This window comes from Clostridium bornimense (assembly GCF_018917145.1).
Taxonomy (GTDB): Bacteria; Bacillota; Clostridia; order Clostridiales; family Clostridiaceae; genus Clostridium_AN; species Clostridium_AN bornimense_A.
Genome location: NZ_JAHLOD010000009.1, coordinates 1 through 13,549 on the forward strand (window position 1 = coordinate 1; position 13,549 = coordinate 13,549).

The following is a 13,549-nucleotide window of genomic DNA, read 5'->3' on the forward strand; positions in this document are numbered from 1 at the left end:
CAATATCCGATACCAGAAAATAAGAGAATACTTGCTTATAAAGCAGAGTTAGAAGCAAAGAAAAAAAGAGCATCATGATAAATGCGACTAACAACGTAGTCGCATAATCATATATCTTTTATTTATTTTGATTGTCTACTTGACAGGAGTCAGATCATTTTGTGTAAGCCCTTTTTTATTTCTAAGATTTTTAATTTTTTCCCCAATTCTACTCATTATTATTTACCTTCAAAAAATTTTTTTTCACTTATTAGTTCTTCTTTCAGCTTAGCAAATGTCCAGTCTATTGAATTTGGTGTTATTGCTGCGAATATTGGTTTAGGCTTCAACACCTTTTTAACTAAGGTAATAGCTGTAGACATTTCTACTTGTGAAAGATTATTAAATATAATTATGGTTTCTTTTGATTTAACCGCGTTAACACTTTTTATTGGATTATTTAAAATATCAGACATAATCATGTTTTCTACAGAATCATCTATAGCAGTACATGATGGTAATCTATTTTTACTAAGGAAACTGTTAATAAATAATATTTTACTAGGTTCTACTCCGTATACTAAAATATTTTTAGAAGAGTTCATAAAATCACTCCTAGTATTCAATAATTTCTGGTTCTTCTATTGCTTCACCATTAGTGTCTACTGTCATACTTTCAATAACTTCTGGTACAAGTGGTGCATCATTGTAGTTAGTTTTTACATTTTCTACATCATGAACGAACTCGATACCTTCAATTACTTTACCAAATGCAGCATATGAACCATCAAGGTGTGGAGCACTTTCAGTCATAATGAAAAATTGTGAACCAGCTGAGTCAGGAGACATAGCTCTTGCCATTGAAAGAACACCTTCAGTATGTTTTAAGTCGTTTTTAAATCCATTCTTAGCGAATTCACCCTTTATTGAATATCCTGGGTTACCCATACCTGTACCTTCTGGACATCCTCCTTGAATCATAAAACCTTTAATAATTCTATGGAAAGTTAACCCATCATAAAAATTCTTATCTATTAAAGAGATAAAGTTTTTAACTGTATTTGGAGCTAAATCTTTGTATAATTCTATTTTAACAGTTCCTCTATCTTTTATTTTCATAGTAACGATTGGATTCATTACAAATACCTCCTTGAAATGTTATTTATATATTTTATACATATAATAAAGTTATTATACCATAGAAACATTAGGTAGGGCACAAGTATCAGGTATATGTCAGTGAACAGTTCACAGTTGTTGATGAAATTCCTTTTGGGGGAATTTCTGAAATTTTAAGTGGCTAATTTATTGTGAATTAGTCTTGTGTCATAATAAAAAGAGCCATCGCTCTATGCGATAGCTTGAGGAGTTTTTATTTAAAAATTAGTACCTTTTATCATGCGATTAAAAGCATCAGGATTTTTTAAATTTGTTATTTTTATTTTATCTATAATAAAATTTCTACCTTTATTATAAATAAGGTCTGAAAATAATGTGAAAAAGAAGGTGGATGGAATTTTATCCATTCCAGAAAAATCTAATTCTATATATTGTCCAATATTTTCGTGGATAATTTGTTTTAACAAAGTTGCGTCATCTTGAGATGTGTTTCCATCAGTTATATTTTTAACAACTAACTTTACCATAGTACATCACCTATAATGAATTATGCTATTTCATTATAGTATACGTATGGCTTATTAGAATTGTTACATTATTTCATATTTAGATTTAATAAGTTTTTGCATAACTCATGTAGATAGTTATCATTAAGAGAATTAATAATTTCAATGTTGCCAGTAGTAGAGCTATTGTTAAGTAAATTTTTATCTTGTAATAAATGCTTTAATTGATTAGCTGTACCTTTTGAACCATCAAAGATTTTATCTTCATCAATTATTTTGCTAAGTTCCTTTTTTATAAAAGGATAGTGAGTACAGCCTAAAACAACGGCACCGATATCATCTATATCAATATCTCTATATTTATTCATTAAAAATTTATGTAAATCATCACCTTCAAAGATGCCTTTTTCAATAAATTCTACTAATCCTGGACAAGGCATAGGAATTATTTTTCTTCCTTCGCTATAAGTAGATATAAGTTCATTGAATTTACGCATTTTAAGAGTCATAGGAGTAGCCATAATTACTATAGATCCAGAAGTAGTAGATTCTACAGCTGGTTTAACTGCTGGTTCTATTCCTACGATAGGTAAATCTTTGTATGTTTCTCTAAGTGTGTTTATTGCTACAGAAGTAGCTGTATTACAGGCTATAACTAAAGCCTTAATTTTTTTATTAATTAAAAAATTTGCTGCGTTAAGAGTCAAATTCTTTATTTCGTTATCACTTCGCGTACCATAAGGTGCATTTTTTGAATCACCAAAATATATGTAGTTTTCATTTGGAAGAATTTTATACGCCTCTCTTAATACGGATATTCCACCAACACCTGAGTCGAAGAATCCTATTGGTAAATCATTTGTTTTCATAATATCACCTCTATTTAATAACTACTAGATAATTATACTACGTTAAAAAATATCTGTCATTGCTAAAGAAAAAATACTAAATCTCGATATATTGAAGTAAAGGCTATAATTATATTTAATTCAATAATATATTAATTTATTGTATAAAGAGGAAAAAGACCTTAGGGGGAAAATAAGATATGGATAATCATGGGGTGAGCAAAAAGGAATTAGACAATAATAATATTCTCATAACATCAGAAGAAAATATATGGAAAGTATTAATAGTAAATATTGATCAAAACAACATAGAAAAAGTAAAGAAAAGTTTAGAGAATTATACATATCAAGGCAAGAAGATAAAAGTAATAGAGGTTAAGTCTCATAAAGAAGCCAAATATATTCTTATAAAAAATAGAGATATTTTGATATCAGTAGTAGGTTTACAAAGCGATACAGAAGAAGGAAAAGACTTAATAAAATTTATAAGAAGTAATTTAGAAAATGATCTTATGAGAATATTGACATTTATTTCAGATGAAGTAACACTTACTTTTGATGAAATTAAGAGTTTGAATATTAATGGAATAAAGAATATAAAGAATATAACAGCTGATGAGATTATTTTAACAATAGCAGCTGAAATTAATAATTTTTATGATAAGTATCTATTAAGTTATAGTAAAATGGGTCTAGAAAAGATAATAGAGAGCTCTGGTAAAGTATTTGAATTTGGAGAAATAAAAGAATTTACATCAATGATGTTAGTTCAGTTATTCTCTATATTAGATTTTAATAATAGAGGAGTTATTGATAGTAATTCAGCTATAGTTGCTAGTAGCTTAGATGAAGATTATGTTATCTTAGCTGCTGCAGGAAAGTTAAAAGATACTGTGGGCTTGAGTATAAAAAAAGCTTTAAATGAGGAAGAATTTGATCTTGTATATAAAAGTATAGCCTCAGAAAGTAGCCAATATAAAAATGATACTTTAGTGTTATACTTTAAAAATGATTTTGGAGTAAAGACTATTTTATATATAGAAAACTTAAAAGGATTAACAGATTTAGATATATACTTAGGAAATACCTTCTGTAGAAATGTATCTGTTGCATATGATAACATTTATTTAAATAATGAAATTGATAGAACTCAAAAGGAAATTATATATACTCTTGGAGAAATATCAGAGACACGTTCTAATGAAACAGGACATCATGTAAAGAGGGTTGCAGAGTATTCTAAGTTATTAACATTAAAATATGGTCTTACAAAGAGAGATGCAGAGATTATAGAACTTGCATCACCAATGCATGATTTAGGAAAGTTAGCAATTCCAGATGTAATTTTAAATAAACCAGGAAAGTTAACTTTTGAAGAGTTTAAAGTTATGAAAACTCATGCAGAAATAGGATATGAAATGCTTAAGAATTCAAATGATATATTGATGAAAACAGCAGCAATAATAGCTCTAGAACATCATGAAAAATATGATGGTACAGGATATCCATATGGTAAAAAGGGAGAAGAAATACATATTGCAGGAAGAATAACGGCTATTGCAGATGTATTTGATGCTTTAGGATCTGAAAGAGTTTATAAGAAGGCATGGCCACTAGAAGATATTCTAGATTTATTTAGGAAAGAAAGAGGAAAACACTTTGATCCTGTATTAGTAGATTTGTTCTTAGACAATTTAGATGAATTTTTAGAAATACGAGATAAATATAAAGAAATATATCCAGAAGATATACAAAGGTAATACTTTGTATATCTTTTTTGCTATTCTAAACAAAAATAGTGATGAATATTAATTAGTAAATCAATATTAATGAGGATATTATGGAAAAAACTGAAGGTATAGTTAATTTACTTAATAGAGTACCACCAGCAGTAAGGTATAAGCTCTTACAATATTCACAAAATGAAATATATGGAGTTGGCAAAATAGAGTTTGTTGTTTTATACGGTATTAAGGTAGATGCAGTAAGGGAAAAGGTTGAAGCAATAAATGGTAGGTTAGAGGATTTAGGATTTGGTTTTGGTATAGTTACAATAGATTTTTCAAAGTTAGATGAATTTTATAATATAGAAGAAATTGATTATATAGAGCTACCAAAAACATTATTTGAAACAGCAGAGGCATCTAATAGAGAAATTGGAGCCACTCAAGTATGGGAACAATATGGATTAAGTGGAAGTGGAGTAATAGTAGGATTTATTGATTCTGGAATAGATTATACTCATCCTGCATTTATAAATGAAGATGGTACTACGAGGATTGATTATATATATGATTTATCATTAGGTGGAAAAGTTTTTAATTCTGATGATATTAATAAGGCATTAAATTCTAGTGATCCACATTCTGTAGTACCATCACAAGATGAAGTAGGTCATGGAACTCATGTAGCAGGAATAGCAGCAGCAGGAGGTAAAATAGATAAAAAGTATTATGGAGTAGCTTATGAAAGTACTATTTCTATGGTGAAGTTCACAAGAAGTGGCAAAACGTTATTTGGCAAAAGTTCACAACTAATGAGAGGATTGAAGTTTTTATTAGATAAAAGTATAGAGCTAGACAAGCCAATAGTAATAAATATAAGTTATGCTACAAATTCTGGGGCTCATGATGGCTCTTCGTTGTTAGAGCAATATATAGATACACTTTCTAGAATAGAGAAAGTAACTATTGTCATAGCTGCTGGTAATGAAGGAGAAGCTGCACATCATGTTGGTAAAAGTGTTCAAGGAACTGCTGAAATAGAAGAAACTTTCAATGTAGCAGAAGGAGAACAAGTGATAATATTACAATTATATAAACCGATTTTGTGGGATATATCCTTAGAAATAAGATGTCCATGTAATGTTAATTCAGGACTTATAGCAATGAGACAAGGATTTTATAGCGGTAAGATTGGAAATAATGAATATTATATAAGTGTTTCAGGACCATTACCATTTTCTATAGAAGGAGATATATCTATAGCCATAGTAGGTGAGACTGAAGGCATTTCTGCTGGAGTGTATACATTATATATGACTATTGAAGGTGAACCAGGAGAATATAATATGTGGTTACCTATATCAGAAGCATTAAGTAAGGATACAAAATTTCTGAATCCCAATCCGTATAATACTGTAGGTATACCGGGAACTGTAGAAGATGTCATAACAGTAGGTAGTTATAATATGGCAACAGGGGACGTTTCGTCATTTTCAGGTCGAGGAGGGCTTGTAGAAAAGCCAGATTTATTAGCTCCAGGACAATCAATATTAGGACCTATACCTGATGGCGGATTAGATTCTCTTACAGGAACATCTATGGCTACACCACATGTATCTGGTGCAGCAGCTTTATTATGTCAGTATGGTATTGTAAAAGGCTATGATCCATATATGTATGGCAATAGATTAAAATATTTTTTGTTAAAAGGTGCAAGAAGAACTAGAGTAGATGTAGTTTATCCTAATACTACTTGGGGATATGGATTATTGTCATTGACAGGGGCGATGGATACTATTGTATCTAAGAGGGAAGTGCCATCTCAAGATGATGTAAAGAATAGTGCTAAAATTTGTGAAGAAAGTTTTTATAATGAAAAAAATTGGAGCCTGATTATTGAATACCAAGGAGAAGCACCACCACTAGGAGCTTTTGGTAGTACTTGTGCTGTAAGAATAACAGAAAACATAGCAGTAGTATCTTTGCCCTTTGATAATTGGAGTGATTATATAAGCAAAGGCACAGGAATAGTTTATTATGATAAGCCAACTATATATACATTAGAAGCAGTATCACCATTAGAATCAGCAAATATATTACAATTTCATGATGATATTTATTTAAATTTAACAGGTAATGGAGTTATAGTAGGAATTATTGATACTGGTATAGATTATTTGGAAGAAGATTTTATAAAGGAAGATGGCACCAGTAGGATAATATCATTGTGGGATCAAACTATATCAGGGGGAAAAGTGCCAAGTGGTTTTCCTATAGGTGCAGAGTATACAAGAGAGGATATAAATAAAGCTATCGAAGCCAGTAAAAATGGAGGAGATCCTTATAGTATAGTTCCATCTAAAGATGAAATAGGACATGGAACATCGATGGCTTCTATAATTGGTGCAAGAGGTGTAAAGGTTGAAGGTGGTGCACCAAATTGTGAATTTATTATTGTTAAACTTAAAGAAGCAAGACAGGCAATAAGAGACTATTATGGAGTTTCAAGAATTAATGTACCAATGTATGAAGATGGAAATATAATAATGGGGTTAAGATACTTGGCTGACATGGGAAGAACTTTAAGAAAACCTTTTGTAATATTCTTTGGTTTAGGAACTAATAGAGGTGGTCATGATGGAACAACAACAATGGAAAGATATATAGATCTTATAGGAGCATATAGAGGAGTAGCTATTGTAAAAGGAATGGGAAATCAAGGAGATACTGAAGTACATGCAGCTGGAAAGATTGAAAAGACAGGGGATACTGCTGATATTGAATTAAGAGTTGGTCCTAATGAAGGTAGTATAGAATTTCAAATATGGATGTCTAAACCGGATAAGGTTTCTCTATCAATGGTATCTCCTTCTGGCGAAGTTATAGAAAAGATAGAAGCTAAGCTTATGCAGAGTCAAGAAGTAAATTTTGTTTTGGAAGGTACAAAAGCAGAAGTTAAATATTATATGCCACAGGAACTATCTGGTGATGAGATGATAGAAATTAGACTAATAGATGTAGTTCAAGGTATATGGAAGTTTAGACTTATAGGAGACAGTATTATAAATGGTGTTTATAATGCGTGGTTACCTCAAAGAGAACTTTTAGATCCAGAGACTAAATTTTTGCAATCTAATAATCAAACAACATTCACAATACCATCTTCAGCTAGATATATTCTTAATGCTGGATATTATAATCAAACATCAAATACAATAGTGGCAAGATCATCTAGAGGATATACAAGAGATGGAAGAATTGTTCCAGATGTAGTAGCAGGAGGTGTTGAAGTTTCTGTTATAGGTAAAGATGGAATTGTTTCTACAATTACAGGATCTTCAGCAGCAGGGGCTGTTTTGGCATCAGCTATTATACTTATGATGCAATGGGGAATAGTGTATGGTAGGGATACTACTTTATATGCACCGAAAATAGAAAATTATATCATAAGAGGTGCAAGGGAAAGACCAGGGGAAGTTTATCCTAATCCTACTACAGGATATGGAGAATTAGATCTTAAAGGTGTATTTAATAGTATGAGAGGATTTGTTTTTAGGGAAAAATCAAATATCTTTATTCGATATCCTAGTGAATTTGAGGCTGAAATTAATAAAACACATTTTTATAGATAAATTCATATAATATTAAGGATAAATTTATAAGGAGTGCAATGCATGGCTACAGGAGGATTTCAAGCAAGATTATTACTTGGTCAATCATATATACCTATAGATAATGGTAAAGTTACTATTACTGCAACTAATGAAGAAGGAAGCACTACAAAAGAGACAACACTTACAACAGATTCATCAGGATTAACATCAGTTATAGAGATAGATACACCACCTCTTTCAAATTCACAAAGTCCTACAGGTGGAAATCCATATTCATTATTAGATGTGTTAATACAAGTTAGTGGGTATCAAGATATATTCATAAAAGGAGTACAAGTATTACCTGATGTTACAGCTATTCAGCAATGTAATTTAACACCAGCTTCTGAAAATTCTAGAGTTGATGAAGTTATTAATATACCACCGAATGTTCAAGTGGGAGATTATCCAACAAAGATACCAGAGGATCCAGAAAAACCATTACCACCTACATCAGGATTAGTTGTTTTGAGAGAAGCTGTTGTTCCAGAATTTATAGTAGTTCATGATGGATCACCTAATAGTACTAGTGGAGCTGATTATACTGTACGATTTCAGGATTATGTAAAGAATGCATTAAGTAGTGAAGTATTTGCTACTTGGCCTGATGAGACATTAAGGGCAAATGCTATATGTATAGTATCCTTTGCATTAAATAGAGTTTATACTGAGTGGTATAGAGGAAAAGGAAAACCATATCAAATAACTAACTCTACTGCATTTGATTTGGCGTTTACTTATGGTAGAAATATATACGATAATGTGGATAGGATAGTAGATGAAGTATTTACTACGTACGTAAAGAGACCATCTGCAAAACAACCTTTATTAACTCAATTCTGTGATGGTAAAAATGTAAGTTGCCCAAATTGGCTTTCACAATGGGGAAGTAAATATCTTGGAGATCAAGGAAGAAGTTATGAACAGATATTAAGATATTATTATGGAGACATAGTTATTACACAGGCATCTAAAGTTGCAGGAATACCTAAATCATATCCAGGATATACTCTTTCAGTGGGAAGTAGTGGAGAACCGGTGAGAGCGGTGCAAGAATATTTAAATAGAATATCTCAAAATTATCCTTTAATTAATAAGGTGGCTGTAGATGGAATATATGGTCAAAGTACTGCAGACTCAGTAAAAACTTTTCAAAATATATTTGGGCTATCAGCTACAGGAAATGTAGATTATGCTACATGGTATAAGATATCAGCTATATATGTTGCCGTTACTAAAATAGGAGAATTGAGAAAAGACGTAAATAATGATAATAAGGGATCATTAAATATTAGTGATGATTTTATTGAATGTGGTGAAGGTAAGTTTATATCACCGGTATTTACAACTAATGGTGTAGTTCCGGTATTTAAATATCCTATTGGATAGAGGAAAATTTAAAAAAGGCTGTCGCATAACAAATGAGAGTTTGTGAGCGAAAGCCTTTTTTGCAATTCACGATTCACAATTGTGAATTGTATTAATGTTTTCGTATTGCGGTGGATTTCTTATCTTTTTTATCATATATAAGAATACTTATCATAAAAAATATAGATATTACTCCGAATGCTGGATAGAGTGTAGAGATAAGATTTTTAAATCCTAGTTGTGATATAAAGATACCAATTGTTAAAACTATGAACATTCCATATTTATATGGAATATTAAAAGCTGAATCTAGTGTTTTGGATATAGAAAATGTATCGGAAACAATAGTAGAAAACATTTCGCAGAATATAACCATAAGTAGAAATCCTTGAATGATTTTACCAAATCTATCAGCTACAAATAGTAATGGTATCTCAAATTTATGTATAGAGTCAAAGTTACAGGATAATAAGTAGTTTATAGCTAGTGATATTACTGTAAGAGAAATAGCTCCTATTAGCAGACCGTTAAAAAGTTTCTTTTTATCTTTTATTTCACTGGAAAGAGGTACTATAACTCCGCTACATCCCATTATATTAAAACCGCCATAGAGAAAAGCGGAAACAAACCAAAGATTTTTGTAGGGATATATATTATGAGATTCTATAGAAGTGGTAGAAGAAAAACCTACATAAAAAATAAATATTATTGCTATTATAGAAATTAACATTGGTACAATGCATGAATTTATTGCGAATAATCCATCGGTATTTTTCATAAGAGTTAAAATAGCAATAAATATTATAAGTAGACTTCCTATTATTTTAGGAATTCCAAAGTATTGATTTAATAAAGCTCCAGAACCTGCAATAATTATAGAACAGGAGCTTAATAAATATAATGTTGTTACAAATCCAGTAGCTTTTCCAAGAAAACCTGGAGAAACTAGGTTACATAGTTCAGAATATGAATTCAAATTATGTCTAATAGATAGATTTATTACAGCGTTTCCTAATAGTATGTAGATTATAAGCGGGATAAATAATGCTATAAAAGATATTTTCCCGTAGTTTGTGAAAAATTGAGTTATTTCTTGTCCAGAAGCTAAACCGGCACCAACGATAGTACCGACAAAGACTAGACCTATTTGTAATGATGATTTCTTTTTCATAAATCCTCCTTAAATAATGGGTTTCATTAATATATACACTGAAATTTTAAGATAATTACATAAATAATTATTAATATCACAAAATAATTAATAAAAGAAGAAACGGAGAGATACTATGAAGAGAATTGTGGCATTATTTTTATGTATTTTTTTATTAGTAGGTTGTAGTGAAAAAGGGGTTTCAATTGAAAAAACTTCTAAAGATTTTAATTTATATGAAGGAAAGTCTATTGCAAAAGAATTTATGAAAAACTTAGTACAAGAGAGATATGAAGAGAATAGGACGCTATTAGTTACAGAGGAAGCAAATAATGTAATAAATCAAAGTAACACTCTAAAAATCGTAAGTTATAATTTAAAAGAGGAAGTTGAAATCGGAGAAAAGGGAGAGTATACTTTTGGAATAATAAGATGTGATCTATTAGAAGGATATAGTAGTTCCGAGACTATAAAGATAAAAGTAGAAAGACAAGATGATAAGTACAAGATAGTAGAGGTATCTCCACTTACTGAAGGAGAATTAGTGAAAGATGGAGATGAAGTAAGAGTACGATTTAAAAATGATGCAAGGAATTATTTAGTTCTAAACAAATTTAGTTTGCCGCAGTATGATATAAACAAAGAAGATAATGTAGAAATAAATAAGGTGAAGATAAACACTGATAATATAATAACATTAACGTTAGGGTTTGATGTGGAAGAAGGTATAGTGACAACTTATGATAAAGATTCATATATATTTACTTTTGATATAGAAAATCAGTGGAACAAGGAAGAAAAGGCAGATAGCGATACACCTATAGGAACTAAGGTTAATTGTCTTGATATATTAAAAAATAAGAAAGTTGAGTTTGTAGCATATAGTCCTAAAGAAAAATATATATTAGTTCAGTATAGCAGCGATGGAAATAAAGGTATAGCAGCATATTTTGCAAAGAATAGAGATAAAGTAGATTTTGATTTTGAAAAGGAGTTCCCTTTGGAGGAAAATGATATAACGTACATTGATTTTGATGAAGAATATCTTTATTATAAAGTTAAAAATAGAAAAAGTAATCATGAAGAAAACTATAAGTTAAATTTAGAAAACTATGAGAATAAGAAAGTAGAGGGTATATAGATGATAAATGAAAAATGGGGAGGAAAATCATATTATACTTTAAATTCATTTTTAAGAGAGAAGTTTAATGAAAAAGTATTTAAGATTTCTCTTGATGGAGGATTTTCTTGCCCTAATAGAGATGGAAAGGTAGCAACAGGAGGGTGTACTTATTGTAGTTCTAGTGGATCAGGAGATTTTGCTGGAAATAGAGTTCAATCAATATCAGATCAGTTTGATGATATAAAAGATATGATGAACAAGAAGTGGAGTAGTGGCAAATTAATAGCCTATTTTCAAGCTTATACAAATACGTATGCACCAGTAGAGGAGTTAAGAAGAAAGTATAAAGAGGCTATTTCAAAAGAAGGTGTAGTAGGGTTAGCTATAGGAACTCGTCCTGATTGTTTGCCAGAGGATGTACTTGATTTATTAGAAGAAATGAGTAAAGAAGTTTATGTATGGGTAGAGTTAGGGTTACAATGTGTTAGTGATAAAACTGCTGAAAGAATAAATAGAGCATACCCATTAACTACATTTGAAAAAGGGCTAAAAGGATTAAGAGATAGAGGGATAGATACAGTAGTTCATAGTATTTTTGGACTGCCTGGTGAAACTAAAGAAGATATGCTTGATACTATAAAATATTTATCAAATCAAGATATCCAAGGAATAAAGATACATCTTTTGCATCTTATGAAAAATACAAAAATGGCAGAAGAGTACGAAAAGGAGCCATTTGATTTTTTAACAAAAGAAGAGTATATAGATTTAATATGTGAAGCTGTTGGATATATAAGAGATGATATTGTTATTCATAGGCTTACAGGAGATGCACCACGTCAACTATTAATAGGACCAATGTGGAGTTTGAAAAAGTGGGAAATACTAAATGCTATTGATAATACTCTTAGAGATAGGGGAATATATCAAGGTATGAATTTTAAAGAGATAGAAGGATTTAAATATACTAAAAACGAAGGGGCGAAATAGTGATGAAAATTGATTTAATTCCATCAGTAGATTTTATTAAAGAGGACAAGCTAATAGGGAAATCTGTTATTGTAATAGATATGTTAAGAGCAACAAGCGTTATTGTTACTGCAATGAAGAATAAATGTAAAGAGGTTATACCAGTAGTAACAATAGAAGAAGCATTAGCATTGAAAGAGCAATATGATTGTTTATTAGGTGGAGAAAGACGAGCTGTTAAGATAGAAGGTTTTGATTTTTCTAATTCTCCATTAGAATATACAGAAGATAAAGTTTCTGGTAGGGTAGTAACTATGACAACATCAAATGGAACACGAGCAATTAAAGGTTGTGAAAAAGGTAAAACTTTAATTATGGCTGCAATGATTAATGGAGAAGCTGTAGCAAAAAAACTTGTAGAAATCGGTGATGATGTAGTTATTGTTAATGCCGGTACAGAAGGTGAATTTTCCATAGATGATTTTATATGTGGTGGTCATATAATTAATCACTTATGTAATATGGAAAAGGAAGTAGAGCTATCTGATATAGCTAAAACAGCATTATTTGTTTATAGAAATAATGAAAATGTAGAAGATTATATAAAAGAAGCTAGACATTATAGAAGAATGATGGAATTAGGACTTCAAGATGACTTTGCTTATTGTTGTAAGAAGGACATTACAGATGTAGTTCCAGTATATAAAGAGGGAAAGATAGTTAATAACTAATATAAAATATTGAGTAGTAAAAGAAGGGGATGTCGCACAAAAGGGTTAGAAATCAGCGTGCGGTAGTTTTTTCAGCAAAATAGAATGTTAGGGCACAAGTATGATGGCACAAGGCACAGGGATATATCAGTGCACAGTTGTCAGTGCACAGTGCACAGTGGTGGATGAAATTCCTTTGGGGAATTTCTGAGATTTTAAGTGCTACAATTTTGTGTATAGAATAAGTTGGTTTTCTTAAGATATTTATATTTGATATAGAACTATTACGGCGGGCTAATGAAGGTTGTACCTTCATGTAGCTTGAAGTTAGAACCCATTATTTATGAAAAACAACACTTAAGTATAATAGTTTTATATATGCACTAAATATATCTATTCA

Annotated in this window: 11 protein-coding genes; 6 read left to right on the plus strand and 5 right to left on the minus strand. The window is 30.5% G+C overall.

What is annotated here, in order from left to right; translation table 11 throughout:
- Positions 1-218: 218 nt before the first annotated feature.
- The 4 genes from KQI30_RS04600 to murI all read right to left on the minus strand — a co-directional run bounded on the left by KQI30_RS04600 (position 219) and on the right by murI (position 2,473).
- Entirely contained in the window at positions 219-584 is a 366-nt protein-coding gene (locus KQI30_RS04600) for a DUF3783 domain-containing protein (protein WP_216462070.1), read from the minus strand.
- A 10-nt stretch (positions 585-594) separates the two neighbouring features.
- Positions 595-1,116, minus strand: coding sequence for a peptidylprolyl isomerase (locus tag KQI30_RS04605; RefSeq protein WP_216462071.1), 522 nt, complete (start codon positions 1,114-1,116; stop codon positions 595-597).
- Positions 1,117-1,355: 239 nt separating this feature from the next.
- Positions 1,356-1,625 carry an STAS-like domain-containing protein gene (locus KQI30_RS04610; protein WP_216462073.1) on the minus strand — a complete coding sequence of 90 codons (270 nt, stop codon included), beginning with the start codon at positions 1,623-1,625 and terminating at the stop codon, positions 1,356-1,358.
- Positions 1,626-1,693: 68 nt separating this feature from the next.
- Positions 1,694-2,473, minus strand: coding sequence for a glutamate racemase (gene murI, locus KQI30_RS04615; RefSeq protein WP_216462074.1), 780 nt, complete (start codon positions 2,471-2,473; stop codon positions 1,694-1,696).
- A gap of 179 nt (positions 2,474-2,652) precedes the next feature.
- Here murI and KQI30_RS04620 point away from each other — a divergent pair, with 179 nt between their 5' ends.
- The 3 genes from KQI30_RS04620 (at position 2,653) to KQI30_RS04630 (ending at position 9,218) form a co-directional block, all read left to right on the plus strand.
- Positions 2,653-4,212, plus strand: a complete 1,560-nt coding sequence (locus tag KQI30_RS04620; RefSeq protein ID WP_216462076.1) for an HD domain-containing phosphohydrolase — start codon at positions 2,653-2,655, stop codon at positions 4,210-4,212.
- 80 nt (positions 4,213-4,292) lie between these two features.
- Positions 4,293-7,808, plus strand: coding sequence for a S8 family peptidase (locus KQI30_RS04625; RefSeq protein ID WP_216462077.1), 3,516 nt, complete (start codon positions 4,293-4,295; stop codon positions 7,806-7,808).
- Between the two features lie 42 nt (positions 7,809-7,850).
- Entirely contained in the window at positions 7,851-9,218 is a 1,368-nt protein-coding gene (locus tag KQI30_RS04630) for a peptidoglycan-binding protein (RefSeq protein ID WP_216462078.1), read from the plus strand.
- Positions 9,219-9,309: 91 nt separating this feature from the next.
- On the opposite strand, the gene KQI30_RS04635 is transcribed toward KQI30_RS04630, so the two are convergent.
- A complete protein-coding gene (locus KQI30_RS04635; RefSeq protein WP_216462079.1) occupies positions 9,310-10,368 on the minus strand; it encodes a YkvI family membrane protein in 1,059 nt (352 codons plus the stop codon).
- 115 nt (positions 10,369-10,483) lie between these two features.
- Between KQI30_RS04635 and KQI30_RS04640 the strand changes: the two genes are divergently transcribed.
- The 3 genes from KQI30_RS04640 to KQI30_RS04650 are packed head-to-tail and all read left to right on the plus strand — an operon-like array spanning position 10,484 to position 13,170.
- Positions 10,484-11,488, plus strand: a complete 1,005-nt coding sequence (locus KQI30_RS04640; RefSeq protein WP_216462080.1) for a hypothetical protein — start codon at positions 10,484-10,486, stop codon at positions 11,486-11,488.
- Positions 11,489-12,460, plus strand: a complete 972-nt coding sequence (locus KQI30_RS04645) for a TIGR01212 family radical SAM protein (RefSeq protein WP_216462081.1) — start codon at positions 11,489-11,491, stop codon at positions 12,458-12,460.
- A gap of 2 nt (positions 12,461-12,462) precedes the next feature.
- Entirely contained in the window at positions 12,463-13,170 is a 708-nt protein-coding gene (locus KQI30_RS04650) for a 2-phosphosulfolactate phosphatase family protein (protein ID WP_216462082.1), read from the plus strand.
- The last annotated feature ends 379 nt before the right edge of the window (positions 13,171-13,549 follow it).